Origin of the sequence: Streptomyces sp. NPDC048277 (assembly GCF_040652235.1) — a bacterium.
Classification (GTDB): Bacteria; Actinomycetota; Actinomycetes; order Streptomycetales; family Streptomycetaceae; genus Streptomyces.
The window spans coordinates 1-19,820 of record NZ_JBEZLQ010000038.1; the positions used below are offsets into that span (position 1 = coordinate 1).

15 protein-coding genes are annotated in these 19,820 nt (G+C 70.8%); 8 read left to right on the forward strand and 7 right to left on the reverse strand.

All coding sequences use genetic code 11. From position 1 onward, the window contains the following. Positions 1–158: 158 nt before the first annotated feature. From AB0D85_RS47320 to AB0D85_RS47340, 5 genes are read right to left on the reverse strand one after another with little or no spacing between them, the layout of a single operon-like run. A complete protein-coding gene (locus AB0D85_RS47320; RefSeq protein ID WP_362336127.1) occupies positions 159–1,469 on the reverse strand; it encodes a DUF58 domain-containing protein in 1,311 nt (436 codons plus the stop codon). After that, entirely contained in the window at positions 1,469–2,458 is a 990-nt protein-coding gene (locus AB0D85_RS47325; RefSeq protein ID WP_362336130.1) for a MoxR family ATPase, read from the reverse strand. Before AB0D85_RS47325 ends, AB0D85_RS47320 begins: the two co-directional genes overlap by 1 nt. Next, positions 2,458–3,654, reverse strand: a complete 1,197-nt coding sequence (locus AB0D85_RS47330; protein WP_362336133.1) for a DUF4350 domain-containing protein — start codon at positions 3,652–3,654, stop codon at positions 2,458–2,460. Before AB0D85_RS47330 ends, AB0D85_RS47325 begins: the two co-directional genes overlap by 1 nt. Further along, on the reverse strand, positions 3,651–4,349 hold the full coding sequence (locus tag AB0D85_RS47335; protein WP_362336135.1) for a DUF4129 domain-containing protein: 699 nt from the start codon (positions 4,347–4,349) through the stop codon (positions 3,651–3,653). Before AB0D85_RS47335 ends, AB0D85_RS47330 begins: the two co-directional genes overlap by 4 nt. Before the next feature lie 34 nt (positions 4,350–4,383). Continuing rightward, positions 4,384–5,739: a hypothetical protein gene (locus tag AB0D85_RS47340; protein WP_362336138.1), complete on the reverse strand. Its 1,356-nt coding sequence runs from the start codon at positions 5,737–5,739 to the stop codon at positions 4,384–4,386. A gap of 140 nt (positions 5,740–5,879) precedes the next feature. Between AB0D85_RS47340 and mtnA the strand changes: the two genes are divergently transcribed. From mtnA to AB0D85_RS47375, 7 genes are all read left to right on the forward strand, one after another. Then, the gene (gene mtnA / locus AB0D85_RS47345) at positions 5,880–7,022 is read left to right on the forward strand and encodes an S-methyl-5-thioribose-1-phosphate isomerase (RefSeq protein WP_362336141.1); all 1,143 of its coding nucleotides are present in this window, start codon (positions 5,880–5,882) and stop codon (positions 7,020–7,022) included. A gap of 4 nt (positions 7,023–7,026) precedes the next feature. Continuing rightward, positions 7,027–7,716, forward strand: a complete 690-nt coding sequence (gene mtrA / locus AB0D85_RS47350; protein ID WP_015659998.1) for a two-component system response regulator MtrA — start codon at positions 7,027–7,029, stop codon at positions 7,714–7,716. 1 nt (position 7,717) lies between these two features. Then, positions 7,718–9,769, forward strand: coding sequence for an MtrAB system histidine kinase MtrB (gene mtrB / locus AB0D85_RS47355; protein ID WP_362336146.1), 2,052 nt, complete (start codon positions 7,718–7,720; stop codon positions 9,767–9,769). Then, a complete protein-coding gene (locus AB0D85_RS47360) occupies positions 9,759–11,591 on the forward strand; it encodes an LpqB family beta-propeller domain-containing protein (RefSeq protein WP_362336149.1) in 1,833 nt (610 codons plus the stop codon). Before mtrB ends, AB0D85_RS47360 begins: the two co-directional genes overlap by 11 nt. A gap of 328 nt (positions 11,592–11,919) precedes the next feature. Beyond that, positions 11,920–12,816, forward strand: a complete 897-nt coding sequence (locus AB0D85_RS47365) for a ComF family protein (RefSeq protein ID WP_362336152.1) — start codon at positions 11,920–11,922, stop codon at positions 12,814–12,816. 282 nt (positions 12,817–13,098) lie between these two features. Further along, a complete protein-coding gene (raiA, locus tag AB0D85_RS47370; protein ID WP_362336155.1) occupies positions 13,099–13,824 on the forward strand; it encodes a ribosome-associated translation inhibitor RaiA in 726 nt (241 codons plus the stop codon). 206 nt (positions 13,825–14,030) lie between these two features. Further along, a complete protein-coding gene (locus tag AB0D85_RS47375; protein WP_362336158.1) occupies positions 14,031–14,780 on the forward strand; it encodes a response regulator transcription factor in 750 nt (249 codons plus the stop codon). 30 nt (positions 14,781–14,810) lie between these two features. Here the strand turns inward: AB0D85_RS47375 and AB0D85_RS47380 are convergent, their stop codons facing one another. After that, on the reverse strand, positions 14,811–16,001 hold the full coding sequence (locus AB0D85_RS47380) for a crosslink repair DNA glycosylase YcaQ family protein (protein ID WP_362336161.1): 1,191 nt from the start codon (positions 15,999–16,001) through the stop codon (positions 14,811–14,813). 49 nt (positions 16,002–16,050) lie between these two features. Then, positions 16,051–16,626 carry a GNAT family N-acetyltransferase gene (locus tag AB0D85_RS47385; protein ID WP_362336164.1) on the reverse strand — a complete coding sequence of 192 codons (576 nt, stop codon included), beginning with the start codon at positions 16,624–16,626 and terminating at the stop codon, positions 16,051–16,053. A 326-nt stretch (positions 16,627–16,952) separates the two neighbouring features. On the opposite strand from AB0D85_RS47385, the gene secA reads away from it, so the two are divergent. Then, positions 16,953–19,802 carry a preprotein translocase subunit SecA gene (secA, locus tag AB0D85_RS47390; protein ID WP_362336167.1) on the forward strand — a complete coding sequence of 950 codons (2,850 nt, stop codon included), beginning with the start codon at positions 16,953–16,955 and terminating at the stop codon, positions 19,800–19,802. Positions 19,803–19,820 lie beyond the last annotated feature (18 nt).

The following is a 19,820-nucleotide window of genomic DNA, read 5'->3' on the forward strand; positions in this document are numbered from 1 at the left end:
GCGCCGATGGTACTGCAGGGGGGACCCTGTGGGAGAGTAGGACGCCGCCGAACAAATATTGGAAAAACCCCCGCATCGATCGATGCGGGGGTTTTCTGCGTTATGGGGTCTGGGGGAAAAGTATTGGTGGGCCCGTGCACGGGCCCACCGCGTGACTTTCAGAGCCGTCCCGCCGCTTTCAAAGCGAGGTACGCATCCGCCAACGCGGGTGCGAGATCATCAGGCGTCGCGTCCACCACCGTCACACCGTGCCGACGGAGCTGCTCAGCGGTCCGGTGCCGTTCGCTCTGGGCCTGTGCCGCTGCCGCTGCCTCGTACACCGCGTCGGCGTTCCCCCGTGCCGTTGCCATTCGGGAGACATGCGGGTCGGCCACCGACGCGAGCAGAACTGTGTGGCGTTGGGTCAGCTGGGAGAGCACAGGAAGCAGGCCCTGTTCGACAGGAGCGGTGTCGAGTGTCGTGAGCAGGACGATCAGGGAACGACGCGGAGCCCTACGGAGCGCTGTTGCCGTGAGGCCGCGTGCGTCTGTTTCGACGAGTTCGGGCTCGAGTGTGGCCATCGCGTTGACCAGGGACGGGAGTACATCGCCTGCGGCGCGACCCTGGACGAGGGCGCGCACGCGGCGGTCGTAGGCCAGAAGGTCCACACGGTCACCCGCGCGTGAGGCGAGCGCCGCGAGCAGGAGTGCCGCGTCCATGGAGGCGTCCAGGCGTGGGGCGTCGCCCACTCGGCCGGCGGAGGTGCGGCCGGTGTCGAGGACCAGGAGGATGTGCCGGTCGCGTTCGGGACGCCAGGTGCGTACCGCGACCGACGATTGCCGTGCCGTGGCTCGCCAGTCGATGGAACGGGTGTCGTCGCCGGGGACGTACTCGCGCAGGCTGTCGAATTCCGTGCCCTCACCGCGCGTCAGGACGCTGGTACGTCCGTCGAGTTCACGCAATCGGGCGAGTTTCGACGGTAGATGCTTGCGGCTGGTGAAGGGGGGGAGAACCCGTACAGTCCAGGGCACTTTGTGGCCGCTCTGGCGGGAGAACAGGCCGAGGGGGCCGTAGGAGCGGATCGTGATGCGGTCCGCCTGACGGTCGCCGCGGCGGGTGGGGCGCAGCCGGGTCGTCACGCGCCGGCGTTCCCCCGGGGGGACGGTGAGGCGGTGACGTGAGGCTTCGACCTCGGTGCCGGGTTGCCAACTGCTGGGCGGCCAACCGTCCCTGATGCGGGCTCGGAGGGGGCGGCCGGACGAGTTGGCCACCGTGAGGGTGACGTCGGCGGTCTCGCCAAGGCGGGCCGATGTGTCACCGGAGCGGGTCAGCACGAGGCGTCGTACCGGAGCCGCGAGGGCGAAGTCGCAGGCGCAGGCCAGGGCCAGCGGGCCGTTGACGGCGAGGATGCCCGTCCAGCTCGGTTCCCAGATGCCGATGGGGATCGATCCGATTGCCGCGAGGAGGGCGGCTCGTCCGGTGAGGGGCATCAGCGAGGGACCGGGACGTGGGCGAGGATCGCGTTGATGACGGAGTCGGCGGTCACGCCCTCCATCTCGGCTTCGGGGCGGAGTTGGACGCGGTGGCGGAGGGTGGGCAGGGCGAGTGCCTTGACGTCGTCGGGGATGACGTAGTCGCGGCCCGTCAGCCAGGCCCACGCGCGGGCGGTGGCCAGCAGGGCGGTGGCGCCGCGCGGGGAGACGCCGAGAGTGAGGGACGGGGACTCGCGGGTGGCACGGCAGATGTCGACCACGTAGGCGGTGATCTCGGGGGAGACGGTCGTCTTGGCGACCGCAGCACGGGCGGCTTCGAGGTCCCCGGGGCCGGCCACGGGGCGTACGCCGGCGGCGCGCAGGTCGCGTGGGTTGAAGCCCTCGGCGTGGCGGGTCAGGACGCTGATCTCGTCTTCGCGGGAAGGGAGAGGGATCGTCAGCTTGAGGAGGAAGCGGTCGAGTTGGGCCTCGGGCAGAGGGTACGTGCCCTCGTACTCGACGGGGTTCTGGGTCGCCGCGACCAGGAACGGCTCGGGGAGCGGGCGCGGGGTGCCGTCGACCGTGACCTGGCGTTCCTCCATGGCTTCGAGGAGGGACGACTGGGTCTTGGGCGGGGTGCGGTTGATCTCGTCCGCGAGGAGCAGGTTGGTGAAGACCGGGCCGGGCTGGAAGGAGAACTCGGCGGTGCGAGTGTCGTAGACGAGGGAGCCCGTGATGTCGCTCGGCATGAGGTCGGGGGTGAACTGGACGCGCTTTGTTTCCAGTTCGAGCGCGGATGCGAGCGTCCGGACGAGCAACGTTTTGGCGACTCCGGGGACTCCTTCAAGAAGAACGTGTCCGCGGCAGAGGAGAGCGACGACGAGGCCGGTCACGGCGGGGTCCTGGCCGACCACGGCTTTGGCGATCTCGGCGCGCAGGGCCTCCAGGGAGGCCCGGGCGTCGGCCGGGTTCCCGCTGGTCCCGGCGTTGTCAGTGGTCGGGTCCATCATGGACGGCGTACCTCTCTTTCGAGGGCGTCGAGTTGGTCGGTGAGGGCGATGAGGGCCGCGTCGTCGCCGGGCGGCGGTCCGAAGAGAAGGGAGTGCAGGCTCTGTCCGTCGCCGTGCAGATGGGCGGACAGAGCGGGGAGCAGGGCCTCGGGCGCGTGCGCCTGGGAGACGGGGACGCCTACGAGGGGGGCGAGGCGGGTGCGAGCGGTGGAGCGAAGAGCGGCGGCCGCGCGGTCGCGGGCGTTGGCCTTGCGGTAGAGGCGGGCGCGGCCTTCGACGGTTTCGGAGGCGCGGATCGCCACGGGGAGTTTCTCGGGCACGAGGGGGCCGAGTCGGCGTGCCCGCCAGAAGGCGGCGAGGGCTGCGGCGATGAAGAGCTGGAGTGTGCCCCAGAGCCAGCCGGAGGGGAGCAGGTCGAAGAGGCTCTTCTGTTCGCCGGTACCGGTGGCCGAGGAGTCGGAGAGCGAGGGGAGGTACCAGACCAGATGGGGGCGGGAGCCGAGGAGTTGAAGGGCGAGCGAGGCGTTGCCCTGCTCGTCGAGTCGGTCGTTGAGGAGGATGTCAGGGGCGCCGAGGACGACGGTGTCGCCGCCTCCGGAGGCGGCGGGGACGCGGATCAGCGTGGCCAGGCGCTGGCTGGGGTAGCAGGAGTCGGCGTCGAGATGGGTGGTGGTGTAGCGGATGCCACCGGTGTCGGCGCTGCCCGCTCGGCGGGCCTCGGCCAGGCTGCAGTGGGGGTCGAGCGTGGACTTGAGGCTGGTGGCGGGGTCTGCGGTGACGCCGGGGGCGAGTCGCTCGACGGACGAGCTGCCGGCGGCGACCAGGATGGTGCGGCCGCCCGATCCGGCGGTCGACGCCCGCAGCTGGGTCTGTTGATGCGGGGTCAGCAGGTCGGGGACGGCGACGAGGAGGGTGGTGTCGCGGCCGGCCGCGGCGCGGGCCTCGGCCAGGGTGGTGACCACACGTGTGGACACGCCCCGGTCGGCGAGGAGTTCGGCGACGGCGCGGCTGCCGGAGCGATCGGCGGAGCGAGGGTCGAGGTCGCCGTGTCTGGTGTCGGAGCGGATGACGGCGATGGCGACGGCTCCGGCCAGGAGGAGCACCACGGCGAGGACGATGCCTCGGGTGCGGGTCCACACCTGGCGGGCGGTAGGCGCGGTGGAGGTGGCAGGGAGGGCTACGCCGGTGGTCATTCGGCGGCTCCCTGGCGGGTGCTGTGGGCCGCGCTGTGGGCGCTGCTGGCGAGTATCGGCTTGGTGCGTTCCAGGTCGCGGTCGAGTCCGGCGATGCGCTCGTACGACGACTGGGTCGCCCTGCGGCCGCCGTATGTGACGTCGTCGAATTCCCGGGCGGCGCCGCGCAGCCGGTCCGTGTGGGCGGGCAGGGCACGGCCGGCTTCGGCGGCGGCCTCGTCGGCGGTGCGGCCGGGGCGGACATCGAGCAGGGCGCGTTCCTCCAGGGCGCGGACTATGCCGCGCATGCGCTCCTGGAGGGCCTGGTTCCAGTGGCCCTGGGCGGCGTGGGCCTCGGCGGCCGCGCGGTGCTCGGCGGCGCTGCGGGGGCGGTCATCGAACAGGGCGGCGGCGGAGGCGGGTTGGCGGCGTGGGGTGCCCAGGCGCCACCACAGGGCGCCCAGGACGGCGACGATGGCCAGGACCACGACGACAAGGCCCAGCGTGCCTCCTGGCGTCGCGGACGCGGCGGCGGAGAGCAGGCGGTCGACCCAGTCCAGGAAGGCGTTCAGGGCACGCTGGAAGAGCCCGGGGTCGTTCTCGTGGTACATCCGTTTGGACAGCTCATGCCGTGCTGCCTCCCGCGCGGGGTCGCGCGGGATGGTCACGGGCGGTTCGTCGCCGGAACCGGTCAGCAACAGCAGGGCCGTGGGCATCGCTGTGAGGACTCCCCCCGTCGGGCTCACCGCATCAGCTCCCCGGAACGGTGCCGGGGGTGCTGGTGTCGTAGTGCTCGACACCGGCGGCGCGGGCCAGTTCGAGGTCGAGGGCCTCACGGCGGATGCGCTGGTCGATGTAGAGGAGCACGGTGACGCCCGCGTTGATCGGGAAGGTGAGCATGGAGCCGATCACCGAGCCGATCCCGCTGATGACGAGGAACGTCCAGCCGAAGTTGCCGTTGGTGCCCTCGAGGAAGCCGCTGAAGCCGTTGCCGCTGGCGTAGGCCCCGAGCACCGTGAACGGGACCACGGCGAGCGACGAGACGATGTTGGCGATGATCGTGGCCAGGATCTGGATGCCGAAGACCCGCCACCAGGAGCCCCGGACCAGCTTGGCGGAACGGCCCAGCGACTTGGTGATGCCCTGCTTCTCCAGCATCAGCGCGGGCGAGGCCAGGGAGAAGCGGATCATCAGCCACACGGTGACGATGGCGCCCGCGAGGATGCCGAGGACGAGCAGGGCGGCGATGGCGCCGCCCGGACCGCCGGCGATCGCGACGACGATGCCGGGCAGTGCGCCGACGAGCAGGACGCCGACGGCGATGAGTCCCATCAGGACGATGAGACCGAACAGTTTGAGGATCTGCGGGCGGGCGTCGCGCCAGGCCTCGCCGGTGGTGACGGACTTGCCGAGGACGGCGCGGCTGGTGACGGTCGTCAGCAGGGCCGTCGCGATGATGGTGCCGACCAGGGAGATCAGCAGGACGGCGCTCGAACTGAGCATGACCTCGCCGGCGGCACGGGACACCTCGCTGAGGGAGGCGCTCGGGTCGTTGAGGGCGTCGGTGGTCTCGGAGTCGTTCAGGACGAGGCCCTGAAGGAGGATCACCGCGACCTCGGTGACGACGGCGACGGTCAGCGAGATGCCGAGGACCGTGCGCCAGTAGGTGCGCATGGTGGAGACGGCGCCGTCGAGGATCTCACCGACGCCGAGCGGGCGCAGTGGGATCACGCCGGGCTTGGCGGCGGGCGGGGGGCCGCCCCAGCCGCCGCCCCAGGCTCCGTAGCCGCCGGGGGGACCGTAGCCGCCCGGGCCGCCGGGGCCTCCGTAACCGCCGCCGGGGGGCTGACCGCCCCAGCCGGGGCCGGGGGGTGGCGGCGGAGGTGCCTGGCCTGGTGCCGGGGTGCCCGTGGGCGCGGACCACTGGCCGGGGGGCGGCTGCTCCTGCGACCACTTCGAGCCGGAGCCCTGTGGATCCGCGCCCGGCTGATCGGCGGGCTGTTCGGCGGGCGGGGGGACGGGGCGGTCGGCAGGGGCGGACGCGCCGGGTTCCCGCCCGTCGGACGGGGCGGATCCGGGCGAGGCCCAGCCCGGAGTGTCGTTCATCGAAGCTCCTTCACGGTGCCCGTCCGCGGTCGCGGTGGCAGGTTGGCTGCCATCGTGCCATGGTGCGGTCGCCCAGTGACCGGGTGCGGTAGAGGCTGCGCACCTTCAATTCTCCGCCGGATACGGGGCAGACTGACCGCATGGCTGATCAGTACGCGCAAACCGGCGAGGACAGGAAGCCGACGGGGATGCCTGTGATCCGGTGGGGGGAGCCGCCCGAAGGTCCCGTCGTGGTCCTTCTCGACCAGACCAGACTGCCGGCCGAGGAGGTCGAGCTGGTCTGCACGGACGCGCCCGCGCTGGTGGAGGCGATCCGATCGCTGGCGGTGCGCGGGGCGCCGCTGCTCGGGATAGCGGGGGCGTACGGAGTCGCGCTCGCCGCCGCGCGCGGCTTCGACGTGGACGAGGCGGCGGCGGCGTTGGCGGGTGCCCGGCCGACCGCGGTGAATCTGTCCGTCGGGGTCAGGAGGGCTGCGTCGGCGTACCGGTCGGCTCTGGCCAAGGGCGGTGACAGCGGGGCGGCGGCCGCGGCGGCGCTGGGTGCGGCGCGGGCGCTGCACCGGGAGGATGCCGAGGCCAGCGCCCGTATGGCAGGGCACGGGCTCGCGCTGCTGGACGAGCTCCTGCCGGGTGGAGGACACCGGATCCTCACCCACTGCAACTCCGGTTCGCTGGTGTCCGGAGGGGAGGGCACGGCGTTCGCGGTGGCCCTGCGGGCCCATCGCGCGGGGCGGTTGCGAAGGCTCTGGGTGGACGAAACGCGTCCGTTGCTGCAAGGTGCTCGCCTGACGGCATACGAAGCGGCTCGCAGCGGTATGGCGTACACCTTGCTCACCGACAACGCGGCCGGTTCGCTGTTCGCGGCGGGGGAGGTGGACGCTGTGTTGATCGGGGCGGACCGGATCGCGGCCGACGGCTCGGTGGCGAACAAGGTGGGGAGCTATCCGCTCGCGGTGCTCGCGCGGTATCACCATGTGCCGTTCATCGTGGTGGCGCCGGTGACGACGGTGGATCCGGAGACGCCGGACGGGGCGGCCATCGAGGTCGAACAACGCCCCGGATATGAGGTGACCGAGGTCACAGCACCGCAGGTGCCAGTGGCGGGAGCGGGAGGCGGGATTCCGGTGGCACCCCTGGGGACCCAGGCGTACAACCCGGCGTTCGACGTGACGCCGCCTGAACTGGTGACGGCGATCGTCACCGAGGAAGGCGCCGTTTCGCCCGTGACGGCTGAGGCTCTTGCCGAGCTGTGTGCCAGGTCACGCCAGGTAACGATTAGCTAATGGGATGATGTCGTTTATGAAGGGACGAGTCCTTGTCGTCGACGACGACACCGCACTGGCCGAGATGCTCGGCATCGTGCTGCGTGGTGAAGGTTTTGAGCCGTCTTTCGTAGCCGACGGCGACAAGGCGCTGGCCGCTTTCCGTGAGACCAAGCCCGATCTTGTGCTGCTGGACCTGATGCTGCCCGGACGGGACGGTATCGAGGTGTGCCGTCTGATCAGGGCGGAGTCCGGGGTGCCGATCGTGATGCTCACGGCGAAGAGCGACACCGTCGATGTGGTCGTGGGCCTGGAGTCGGGCGCGGACGACTACATCGTGAAGCCGTTCAAGCCGAAGGAGCTGGTGGCCCGGATCCGGGCCAGGCTGCGGAGGTCGGAGGAGCCGGCGCCCGAGCAGCTCGCCATAGGTGACCTGGTCATCGATGTGGCCGGGCACTCGGTGAAGCGGGACGGGCAGTCGATCGCGCTGACCCCGCTGGAGTTCGACCTGCTGGTCGCGCTCGCCCGTAAACCGTGGCAGGTGTTCACGCGTGAGGTGCTCCTGGAGCAGGTCTGGGGCTACCGGCACGCGGCGGACACCCGTCTCGTCAACGTTCACGTCCAGCGGCTGCGCTCCAAGGTCGAGAAGGACCCGGAGCGGCCGGAGATCGTGGTGACCGTCCGTGGTGTCGGATACAAGGCGGGACCGAGCTGACATGTCCGGGGACAGTGCCGCTTCGGCCCCCGGCCGGTCCGGGGACCGTCCGGGGCGGCCTGTCGGCGGAAAGAGGCCCGGCTCGCGCTGGAGGCTGCTCTTCGAGGGCGGACTGCTCCAGGGCGGCGTCCAGGGCAGCCCGGTCCTGCGGCTTTTCATGCGCTGGGTGCGGCGCCCGCTGCTGCCCGTCATGCGGCTGTGGCGGCGCAACATCCAGCTCAAGGTCGTCGTCACGACCCTGCTGATGTCGCTGGGCGTTGTTCTGCTGCTCGGCTTCGTCGTCATCGGACAGGTGCGCAACGGCCTGCTGGACGCCAAGGTGAAGGCCTCGCAGAGCCAGGCCACCGGTGGTTTCGCGGTGGCCAAGCAGAAGGCCGACGAGGCTGCGACCGGCACGGGCAACACCGCCGAGACGGCGGACGGACGGCAGTCGCAGAACCTCACCTCGTGGATGAGTGACCTCGTCGAGTCCCTCTCCAGCGGCGGCCAGGGCGCCTTCGACGTGGTCACGCTGCCCGCGGGCGACAACAACGGCGGCGGCGGGCGCACGCGTGCCTCCGGGCAGGTCGACCCGACGGCCAGCGTGCCCGACGACCTGCGCGCGCGGATCGGCGGCAACACGACGGCCGCGCAGAGCTACACCCGGATCATCTACACGGACGACAAGGAGTCGCAGCCCGCTCTGGTCATCGGCAAGCAGGTCAACGACCCCAACAGCGACCCGTACGAGCTGTACTACCTCTTCCCGCTCACCCAGGAGGAGAAGTCCCTCAGCCTCGTCAAGGGCACGCTGGCGACCGCCGGGCTGTTCGTCGTCGTACTCCTCGGGGCCATTGCCTGGCTCGTGGTGCGCCAGGTCGTCACGCCCGTGCGGATGGCGGCCGGGATCGCCGAGCGGCTGTCCGCGGGGCGGCTCCAGGAGCGGATGAAGGTCACCGGCGAGGACGACATCGCGCGGCTCGGCGAGGCCTTCAACAAGATGGCGCAGAATCTCCAGCTGAAGATCCAGCAGCTGGAGGACCTGTCACGGATGCAGCGCCGGTTCGTGTCGGACGTGTCGCACGAGCTGCGCACCCCGCTGACGACCGTGCGGATGGCGGCCGACGTCATCCACGAGGCGCGCGAGGACTTCGACCCGGTGACCGCGCGGTCCGCGGAACTGCTCGCCGACCAGCTGGACCGGTTCGAGTCGCTGCTCGCCGACCTGCTGGAGATCAGCCGCTTCGACGCGGGCGCGGCAGCGCTGGAGGCCGAGCCGATAGACCTCAGGGAGGTCGTGCGGCGGGTGGTCAGCGGGGCCGAGCCGCTCGCGGCGCGCAAGGGCACGCACATACGCGTGGTCGGCGATCTGCAGCCCGTCGTCGCGGAGGCGGACGCCCGGCGTGTGGAGCGGGTGCTGCGCAACCTGGTCGTCAACGCCGTGGAGCACGGTGAGGGCAAGGACGTCATCGTCAAGCTGGCCGCGGCCGGCGGCGCGGTCGCGGTCGCGGTGCGTGACTACGGTGTGGGGCTCAAGCCCGGCGAGGCGACCCGGGTCTTCAGCCGCTTCTGGCGGGCGGACCCGGCACGCGCCCGTACCACCGGTGGTACGGGCCTGGGGCTGTCGATCGCGCTGGAGGACGCGCGGCTGCACGGCGGCTGGCTGCAGGCGTGGGGGGAGCCGGGCGGCGGCTCGCAGTTCCGGCTGACACTGCCGAGGACCGCGGACGAGCCGCTGCGGGGCTCGCCGATACCCCTGGAGCCCAAGGACTCCCGGCGCAACCGGGGGCTCAGCGACGCAGGTCTGCCGAGCGGCGAGGACAAGCGGGCGACGGTTCCGGTGCAGCCCGGCGGGCAGGCGTCGCCGCTCGCGCCGATGCAGCAGCGGATGGCCACCGTGGCCCCCACGGCCGACCCGACCGCCCTGCCCGGCAACGGCGCACGCGTGGTCCCCCGGCCCACCGGGGGCGCACGGCGCCAGGAGAGCACGCCCGAGACCGGTGCGGCGGACGACGGGAGCGTCGCCGGGCCGGAGGAGTCGAACAAGCCAGGGGAGGCATTTCGTGGGCGCTGACCGCGAGGGGAGCGCCCGGCGCAGCCCTGTGGGCGCGGTGGTGTACGCCGCCTGTGGGGCCGTACTGCTGGCGGGCTGTGCCTCCATGCCGGACAGCGGCAACCTGCAGGATGTCGAGTCCACGCCGCGGCAGGACACGCAGGTGCGGGTGTTCGCCATGCCGCCGCAGCAGGACGCCTCGTCCACCGAGATCGTGCAGGGCTTCCTGGAGGCTCTGACCAGCGATGATCCGCTCTACGACACGGCGCGGAAGTATCTGACCGCGGCCGCCGCGAAGACCTGGAAGCCGGAGTTGCAGGCGACGGTGCTGGCGAACGGGCCGAGCATCCAGACCACCGCGCGCCCGGTAGGCCGCGAGGACGCCGACAGCATCACCTACGCGCTCCAGGGCAGCCGGGTGGCCACGGTCGACGCGCAGCAGGCGTACACGCCCGCCGACGGGTCGTACCGCAAGTCGGTGCATCTGACGAAGGACGCCAAGAGCGGGCAGTGGCGGATCGACTCGCTGCCGCAGGGTGTCGTGATGGGCAAGTCGGACTTCCAGCGCAACTACACGTCCGTCGACAAGTACTACTTCGCCTCGGACACCTCCGCCGGGGAGACCGGGCAGCCGGTGGCGGTGGCCGATCCCGTCTTCGTCCGCAGCCGGGTGGATCCGACGACCCAGCTGGTGCGTTCGCTGCTCAACGGCCCCACCTCCTGGCTCGGCCCGGTGGTGCGGTCGAGTTTCCCGACCGGTACGGCGCTGAAGAAGGGCGTGTCCGGACTGGCGCCCGACGACCAGAACCGGCTCACCGTGCCGCTGAACGTCAAGGCGTCCCGGATCGGTCCGGCCAAATGCACCGAGATGGCGGCCCAGATGCTGTTCACGCTGCGGAACCTGACGCCCACGGTGGCCTCGGTCGCACTGCAGTCCGTCAATGGCGGCCGGATGTGCGACATCACCGAGAGCGAGGCCGAGTCCACGGCCTGGCGGCCCTCCACCAAGCGGCCCGACTACCTGTACTTCCTCGACAGCAAGCACCGGCTGGTGCGGATGGCGACCGGCGGCACCAGCACGATCGCGGTACCCGGCCCGTTCGGCGCCGGCACCAAGCCGCTGCGGTCGGTGGCGGTCGCCCGTGACGAGCGGACCGCGGCCGGGGTCACCAGCGACGGCAAGGCGCTGTACGTCACCTCGCTCGCGTCGGACGGTTCGCTCGGGGACGCCGTGCTGACCAGTCACGGTGCGACCGAGGACGACCGGCTGACAGCACCGAGCTGGGACGCCCGGGGCGACCTGTGGGTGGCCGACCGGAATCCCGACAAGCCGCAGCTGTACATGCTGGCGCAGGGCGTCGGACAGCCGCTGGCCGTGCAGATTCCCGAGCTCAACGGCCGGATCGAGGACGTGCGGGTCGCCGCCGACGGGGTGCGGATCGCGCTCGTCGTGGAGGAGGGCGGCAAGCAGTCGCTGCTCGTCGGACGGATCGAGCGCACCAAGTCCGATGACCAGCAGGAGGTTTCGGTCCTCGAACTGCGTTCCGCCACCCCCGGCTCCGAGGAGGTCACCGCGATGTCCTGGGCCGGGGACAGCCAGCTCGTGGTGGTCGGGCGCGAGCAGGGCGGCGTGCAGCAGACGCGGTACGTGCAGGTCGACGGCTCGACGCCGGACGGGGCGGCTCCCGCGGCCCTCACGGGCGTCCTGGCGATCGCCGCGTCGGAGGACGACCGGGTGCCGCTGGTGGCCGACTCGCAGGACGACGGGATCGTCCGGCTGCCGTCCGGGGACCAGTGGCAGAAGGTGGTCAAGGACGGGTCGGCACCGGTCTACCCGGGCTGAGCCTCCACCACCGCGTGAGCGGCCGCCCCGGTCCGGCCTCCGGCCGACGGGACGGCCGCTTTTCCGTGGGCTCCGCGGGCTCCGTGTGCTCCGGCGTGGTCCGGCGTGCTCCGGGCGGCGAGGCCGGAGGGGCCGCTCTGCGTCTCGGGCAGCTGCCGCTGTGTGCTCCCGGCGGCCGCCTTTTGCGTGCCCCGGGCGACCATTACCGGCTGAGACACCGGCCTCCTTAACCCATGTGGGTGACGTGCTGTGCGTGTCGCGTGGAGTTGTCCACAGGCAGTTGTCCACAGGGGTGGCCGGTCCGGCCGGGCGTTGGCACAGTGGGCACATGCGGGGGTGGTGGCAGGACCTCACCGACCTGGTGCTCCCGGCCGAGTGCGGAGGCTGTGGGACGCCTCGCACGGTGCTCTGTGCCGAGTGCCGTGCCGCCCTGAGCGGGGCCGTACCGCGCCGGGTGCGACCGGTGCCGGAGCCGCCGGGGCTGCCGGCGCTGTACGCGGCGGCGCCTTACGCGGACGAGGTACGGGCGGCGCTGCTCGCCCACAAGGAACGGGGCGCGCTGGCCCTCGCCGGGCCGCTGGGCACGGCTCTGGCGGGAGCGGTGCGGGCCGGGCTCCGGGAGGGCCGGACCGTCCGCGTCGTGGCCTCGTGCGGCGACATGGCGGGTGACGCCCGTGCGCCAGGGCCCGTGCTGCTCGTCCCGGTGCCCTCCGCGCCGTGGGCCGTGCGGGCACGGGGACACGATCCGGTGCGGCGGATCGCCCTCGCGGCGGCCGCGGAGCTGCGGCGCGCCGGGGCCCCGGCCCGGGTGGCCCCGGTGCTGCGGCAGCGGCGGGCGGTGGCCGACCAGTCGGGGCTCAACTCGCGGCAGCGGCTGGCGAATCTCGCGGGCGCGCTGGAGGTGACGGCAGGCGGTGCTCGGATGCTCGCCGGGGGCCGGGTCGTCCTGGTCGACGACCTCGTCACGACCGGTGCCACCCTCACGGAGGCGGCCCGTGCGGTGCGGGAGGCGATGGGGCCCGGAGGGACAGGAGAGGCGACAACGGCTGTGTATCGGCGCGCGGCTTGGGAAGGAAGGGAGGAACGGACGGCCGGAGCAAGGGAAGCACGGGCGAAGTGGACACGGGACGCGCCGGGAAAGGCCGAGGCGAACGCCCTCGTGTGGCCGATCCGTGCGGCTGTGATCGCGGCCGCACCGGATTCTTTCGAAATGAACCGGAACTGACTGTGGACGTACATCGTTGCAGGTAGTGACAGGACCAATTCACCTGAATGGAGGTACGCATCAGTAGAGGGTGACGACATCCGTCCGGGCGAGATATGTTCGGTTGTGAGGGAGAAAGCCGCAGGCCATGTCTCCTCTATCCGAATGCCGTGCTGCGGGTTTTCCGTAATCATCGCGGTGCTGGGGTGCAGATCTTGCCCATGGGGGAGGAGGAGGTGAAGTCGCCGAGTCCGAGGCTCCGGGGTTCACCGGAGTCGGGTGCAAAAGGGAGATGCTCCGCCTGTGGAGCGGGGCGATCCGGGAACGGAGTTCTGCGTGGACATCGTCGTCAAGGGCCGCAAGACCGAGGTGCCCGAGCGGTTCCGCAAGCACGTGGCCGAGAAGCTGAAGCTGGAGAAGATCCAGAAGCTCGACGGCAAGGTGATCAGCCTCGACGTCGAGGTGTCCAAGGAGCCCAACCCGCGACAGGCCGACCGTTGCGACCGAGTGGAGATCACCCTCCGCTCCCGCGGTCCGGTGATCCGGGCGGAGGCAGCGGCCAGTGACCCGTACGCGGCACTCGACCTGGCGGCGGAGAAGCTGGACGCACGGCTGCGCAAGCAGCACGACAAGCGGTTCTCGCGCCGCGGCGCACGGCGGATCTCGGCCGCCGAGGTCCCCGACCACGTCCCCGGCGCGGCGACGCTGAACGGGAACGGCAGCCCCTTCCACGAGGAAGAGCCCGACGGCGTGCCCACCACGAGGATGGGCTCCCTGGAAGTGAAGGGCGAAGGCCCCCTCGTCGTCCGCGAGAAGACCCACGTCGCCTCCCCGATGACCCTCGACCAGGCTCTCTACGAGATGGAACTGGTCGGACACGACTTCTACCTGTTCGTCGACTCCGAGACCAAGGAGCCGAGTGTCGTCTACCGGCGGCACGCGTACGACTACGGTGTCATCCACCTCAGCACGGACCCGATGGTCGCCCAGGCGCAACCCCCGGCGGCGGGAGGCACGCTGGGCGGCTGACCCGGCAGGCAGGCAGCTGAGCCTGTGCCCCTGGAAGCGCGTGTGCGCCCCCGGGGGCACCGGTGTGCGACCACTTCGAGCCCCGCTCTGTCACCGCGTTGTCGCCTGGGCATGGAATCATGGCCGCAACGGCCCAACCGGTGGGCCGCTGCCTTGGGTTGGCGATGGCACAGCACCACAGGCCACAGCCTTCAGGGGGAGGAACGATGGCGGACAGCTTCGGACCGATGCAGGACGGGGATGCCGACGGCGGCGTCGTCGGCATGGGCCCGGACGAGGGCGGCACTCCACGCAAGGAACCGATCAGAGTCCTTGTCGTGGACGACCACGCCCTCTTCCGCCGTGGTCTGGAGATCGTGCTCGCCGCCGAGGAGGACATCCAGGTCGTCGGGGAGGCGGGGGACGGCGCCGAGGCCGTCGACAAGGCCGCCGACCTGCTGCCGGACATCGTGCTGATGGACGTCCGGATGCCCAAGCGCGGCGGGATCGAGGCCTGCACCTCCATCAAGGAGGTCGCGCCCAGCGCGAAGATCATCATGCTGACGATCAGCGACGAAGAGGCCGATCTCTACGAGGCGATCAAGGCGGGCGCGACCGGATATCTCCTCAAGGAGATCTCGACCGACGAGGTGGCCACCGCCATTCGCGCGGTGGCCGACGGTCAGTCGCAGATCAGCCCGTCCATGGCGTCGAAACTTCTTACCGAGTTCAAGTCGATGATCCAGCGCACCGACGAGCGGCGGCTGGTGCCGGCGCCCCGGCTCACCGACCGTGAACTCGAAGTGCTCAAGCTCGTCGCCACGGGGATGAACAACCGCGATATCGCGAAGGAGTTGTTCATCTCCGAGAACACCGTGAAGAACCATGTGCGCAACATCCTGGAGAAGCTGCAGCTGCACTCCAGGATGGAGGCGGTGGTCTACGCGATGCGGGAGAAGATCCTCGAGATCCGCTGAGTCCGGGCCGCCGCCGGCACCGGCGGCCGGTCAGCGCAGCGCGGCGATCAGCGAGCGGGTCACTTCCCGGAGGAGCGGCTCGCGCAGCTCGGGGGCGTCCACGCGCTCCACGCGCACCGTCGTGCAGCCCACCCAGCTCGCCGCCTCGACCAGCGCCTCCGCGACCGCGGGGACCGCCTTCGGACCGTCCAGCGTGACCTGGCGGGCCACCAGGATGTCGCTCCCCTCGCGCGCGGGGTCCACACGGCCCACCAGACGGCCACCGGCCAGCACCGGCATCGCGAAGTAGCCGTACACCCGCTTCGGCTTGGGGACGTAGGCCTCCAGGCGGTGGGTGAAGCCGAAGATCCGTTCCGTGCGCGCCCGGTCCCAGATCAGGGAGTCGAAGGGGGAGAGCAGGGTTGTGCGGTGCCGGCCGCGCGGGGGTGTGGCCAGGGCGGCGGGGTCCGCCCAGGCGGGCTTGCCCCATCCCTCCACCTCCACCGGGACCAGACCCGAGTCGGCGATCACCGCCTCGACCTGCTCGCCCTTGAGCCGGTGGTAGTCGGCGATGTCCGCGCGTGTGCCCACGCCCAGCGACTGACCGGCGAGCCGGACCAGCCGGCGCAGGCACTCCGTGTCGTCCAGTTCGTCGTGCAGCAGCGCGCCCGGGACCGCGCGCTCGGCGAGGTCGTACACCCGCTTCCAGCCGCGCCGCTGGACGCACACCACCTCGCCGTGCATCAGCGCGCGTTCCACGGCGACCTTGGTGCCGGACCAGTCCCACCACTCGCTGGTCTTCTTCGCGCCGCCCAACTCGGTGGCGGTCAGCGGTCCTTCGGTGCGCAGCTGCTTGATGACCTGGTCGTAGGCGCCCTCGGGGAGGTCGTGGTTCCAGTGCGGGCGGTCGCGGTAGGCGCGACGGCGGAAGGCGAAGTGCGGCCACTCCTCGATGGGGAGGATGCAGGCCGCGTGCGACCAGTACTCGAAGGCGTGTGTGTCGGTCCAGTAGGCGGCGTCGACCGTCTTGCGGCCGACGGAACCGAGGCGGGCGTACGGGATCAGCTCGTGGGAGCGGGCGAGGACCGAGATGGTGTCGAGCTGGACCGCGCCGAGGTGGCGGAGCACGCCCCGGACGCCCGAGCGGCGGTCGGGGGCGCCGAGGAAGCCTTGTGCTCGCAGGGCGATGCGGCGGGCTTCGTCCGCCGAGAGGGCGGCGGTGGGGCGCGGGAGGGTCGTCATGGCTCGGACGATAGAGGGTGGCACTGACAGTCCGGCATGAGCTGGGACGTCATCCCTGCGCAGGGGCCGGCAGGTAGGGCGCGGCCGAGGGCAGGCCCAGGTCCGACGGGAGCAGGGAGCCCACCCAGCAGTCGCGTCGTACGCCCTTGTTGTTGAGGGAGGAGCGCAGCGTGCCCTCGACGGTGAAGCCCGCGCGTTCCGCGACCGCGCGGGAGGCGCCGTTGCCGACCTCGGCACGCCATTCGACCCGGTCGATCGCCATCTCGGTGAAGGCCCAGCGGGCCGCCGCGAGGGTGGCCTCGGTGATGTAGCCGTGGCCGCGGTGTTCCTTCGCGGTCCAGAAGCCCACCTCGGCCGCCCCCAGGGAGCGCATGGTCAGGGCGAGCATCCCGGCCAGCTCCCCGGCCGGCAGGAAGACGCCGAAGGTGAACATCGAACCCTCGGACCACCCGTCGGGGACCATCTGCTCCGTGAAGCCGCGGGCGTGCTCGGGGAGGTAGGGCGAGGGAATCGTCGTCCAGCGCTGGATGTCGGCATCCTGGACGGCCGCGTACACCGCTTCGGTGTCCTGCGGTCCGACCGCGCGCAGGAGGAGACGCGGGGTGGTGAGCGTGACGGGTTCCATCGGCCGATTCTGCTCGGCCCGGCGTCCGGACCGCCATCCATTTCGCCGTCCGTGAGCACGTGATCACATTTCGCGCAATTCCTCGCGCCGACGCGGCACTATCCGCGCACCCCGGCCGTTGTCCCGTACGAAGCGGCACACACCCGGCGACACCACCCGGATCTGTGGCACCAAGGGGGCTCAGCGAGTCCCCGGAAAAGCGGCGGAGGGCCGTCGGGCGGCCAGGCCTCCCGGCACGGCCGGGTCCTCGCATACGATGGCCGTTGCTCAGTACGTCAAATGGAAACCGACCGTCCCAGGCCCGACCGGCAAGGAGACAAACCCCCGTGTCCGTCCTCTCGAAGATCATGCGTGCAGGCGAAGGCAAGATCCTGCGCAAGCTGCACCGCATCGCGGACCAGGTCAACTCCATCGAAGAGGACTTCGTCGACCTCTCCGACGCCGAGCTGCGGGCCCTCACCGATGAGTACAAGCAGCGTTACGCCGACGGCGAGAGCCTCGACGACCTGCTCCCCGAGGCGTTCGCCACCGTCCGCGAGGCCGCCAAGCGCGCCCTCGGCCAGCGTCACTACGACGTGCAGATCATGGGCGGTGCGGCCCTCCACCTCGGCTACGTGGCGGAGATGAAGACCGGTGAGGGCAAGACCCTCGTCGGCACCCTGCCGGCGTACCTCAACGCGCTGGCGGGCAAGGGCGTCCACCTCATCACGGTCAACGACTACCTGGCCGAGCGCGACTCCGAGATGATGGGCCGCGTCCACAAGTTCCTGGGCCTCGAGGTCGGCTGCATCCTCGCCAACATGACGCCGGCCCAGCGCCGCGAGCAGTACGCGGCCGACATCACGTACGGCACGAACAACGAGTTCGGCTTCGACTACCTGCGCGACAACATGGCGTGGGCCCAGGACGAGCTCGTCCAGCGCGGCCACAACTTCGCCATCGTCGACGAGGTCGACTCCATCCTGGTCGACGAGGCCCGTACGCCGCTGATCATCTCCGGCCCGGCCGACCAGGCCACCAAGTGGTACGGCGACTTCGCCAAGCTGGTCCTGCGCCTGAAGAAGGGCGAGGCGGGCAACCCGCTCAAGGGCCTCGAGGAGACCGGCGACTACGACGTCGACGAGAAGAAGCGCACGGTCGCCATCCACGAGCCCGGTGTCTCCAAGGTCGAGGACTGGCTGGGCATCGACAACCTCTACGAGTCGGTGAACACGCCTCTGGTGGGCTACCTGAACAACGCCATCAAGGCGAAGGAGCTCTTCAAGAAGGACAAGGACTACGTCGTCCTCGACGGCGAGGTCATGATCGTCGACGAGCACACCGGCCGTATCCTCGCCGGCCGCCGCTACAACGAGGGCATGCACCAGGCGATCGAGGCGAAGGAAGGGGTGGACATCAAGGACGAGAACCAGACGCTCGCCACGATCACCCTCCAGAACTTCTTCCGCCTCTACAAGCGCCACGACCACAACGGCAAGGAACAGCCCGGTCTGTCCGGCATGACCGGTACGGCGATGACCGAGGCCGCCGAGTTTCACCAGATCTACAAGCTCGGCGTGGTCCCGATCCCGACCAACAGGCCGATGATCCGCAAGGACCAGTCGGACCTCATCTACCGCACCGAGGTCGCCAAGTTCGAGGCGGTCGTCGACGACATCGCGGAGAAGCACGAGAAGGGCCAGCCGATCCTGGTCGGCACGACCTCCGTCGAGAAGTCGGAGTACCTCTCGCAGCAGCTCTCCAAGCGCGGCATCCAGCACGAGGTGCTCAATGCCAAGCACCACGAGCGCGAGGCCACTATCGTCGCGCAGGCCGGCCGCCGGGGCGCGGTGACGGTGGCCACCAACATGGCCGGCCGTGGTACCGACATCAAGCTCGGCGGCAACCCCGAGGACCTCGCCGACGCGGAGCTGCGTCAGCGCGGCCTCGACCCCGAGGAGCACATCGAGGAGTGGGCGCAGGCGCTGCCCGCCGCGCTGGAGAAGGCGCAGCAGGCGGTCAAGGCCGAGTTCGAGGAGGTCAAGGACCTCGGCGGTCTCTACGTCCTCGGTACCGAGCGGCACGAGTCGCGCCGGATCGACAACCAGCTGCGCGGTCGTTCCGGCCGTCAGGGCGACCCGGGCGAGTCCCGCTTCTACCTCTCCCTCGGCGACGACCTGATGCGCCTGTTCAAGGCCCAGATGGTCGAGCGCGTGATGTCCATGGCCAACGTGCCGGACGACGTGCCGATCGAGAACAAGATGGTCACCCGCGCGATCGCGTCCGCGCAGTCGCAGGTCGAGCAGCAGAACTTCGAGACCCGTAAGAACGTCCTGAAGTACGACGAGGTGCTCAACCGGCAGCGCGAGGTCATCTACGGCGAGCGCCGCCGCGTCCTGGAGGGCGAGGACCTGCAGGAGCAGATCCAGCACTTCATGGACGACACGATCGACGCGTACATCGGCGCGGAGACCGCCGAGGGCTTCCCGGAGGACTGGGACCTCGACCGTCTGTGGGGCGCCTTCAAGCAGCTCTACCCGGTCAAGGTGACCATCGACGAGCTGGAGGAGGCGGCCGGCGACCGTGCCGGTCTGACCGCCGAGTACATCTCCGAGTCCATCAAGGACGACATCCACGAGCAGTACGAGTCGCGCGAGACGCAGCTCGGCTCCGAGATCATGCGTGAGCTGGAGCGCCGGGTCGTGCTGTCGGTCCTGGACCGCAAGTGGCGCGAGCACCTCTACGAGATGGACTACCTCCAGGAGGGCATCGGCCTGCGCGCGATGGCCCAGAAGGACCCGCTGGTCGAGTACCAGCGCGAGGGCTTCGACATGTTCACCGCGATGATGGACGGCATCAAGGAGGAGTCCGTCGGCTACCTGTTCAACCTGGAGGTCCAGGTCGAGCAGCAGGTCGAGGAGGTCCCGGTCGAGGACACCGAGACGGTGGACGAGGGCGTCCAGGACGCGGTGCCGGCCCAGGCGGGCTCCCGTCCCGAGATCCGTGCGAAGGGCCTGGAGGCGCCGCAGCGCCGGGGCATGCACTTCTCGGCGGCCACCGTGGACGGCGAGGGCGGCCTGGTCGAGGGCGACTTCACCTACGACGACGAGGACGAGCCGGCCCGCTCCGAGGCCGACGGCCTCACCCGCGCGGAGCGCCGCAAGCAGGCGAAGGGCAGCCGCCGCCGCAGGAAGTGACGGCAGCGACAGCGCCCC

Coding starts and splice junctions, on each gene's coding strand:
- AB0D85_RS47380 (WP_362336161.1), bottom strand. CDS start 16,001: ATGACGACCCTCCCGCGCCCCACCGCCGCCCTCTCGGCGGACGAAGCC.
- AB0D85_RS47335 (WP_362336135.1), bottom strand. CDS start 4,349: ATGCCCACGGCCCTGCTGTTGCTGACCGGTTCCGGCGACGAACCGCCC.
- AB0D85_RS47365 (WP_362336152.1), top strand. CDS start 11,920: ATGCGGGGGTGGTGGCAGGACCTCACCGACCTGGTGCTCCCGGCCGAG.
- AB0D85_RS47330 (WP_362336133.1), bottom strand. CDS start 3,654: ATGACCACCGGCGTAGCCCTCCCTGCCACCTCCACCGCGCCTACCGCC.
- AB0D85_RS47320 (WP_362336127.1), bottom strand. CDS start 1,469: ATGCCCCTCACCGGACGAGCCGCCCTCCTCGCGGCAATCGGATCGATC.
- AB0D85_RS47375 (WP_362336158.1), top strand. CDS start 14,031: ATGGCGGACAGCTTCGGACCGATGCAGGACGGGGATGCCGACGGCGGC.
- AB0D85_RS47340 (WP_362336138.1), bottom strand. CDS start 5,739: ATGAACGACACTCCGGGCTGGGCCTCGCCCGGATCCGCCCCGTCCGAC.
- mtrB (WP_362336146.1), top strand. CDS start 7,718: ATGTCCGGGGACAGTGCCGCTTCGGCCCCCGGCCGGTCCGGGGACCGT.
- AB0D85_RS47325 (WP_362336130.1), bottom strand. CDS start 2,458: ATGGACCCGACCACTGACAACGCCGGGACCAGCGGGAACCCGGCCGAC.
- AB0D85_RS47385 (WP_362336164.1), bottom strand. CDS start 16,626: ATGGAACCCGTCACGCTCACCACCCCGCGTCTCCTCCTGCGCGCGGTC.
- mtrA (WP_015659998.1), top strand. CDS start 7,027: ATGATGTCGTTTATGAAGGGACGAGTCCTTGTCGTCGACGACGACACC.
- mtnA (WP_362336141.1), top strand. CDS start 5,880: ATGGCTGATCAGTACGCGCAAACCGGCGAGGACAGGAAGCCGACGGGG.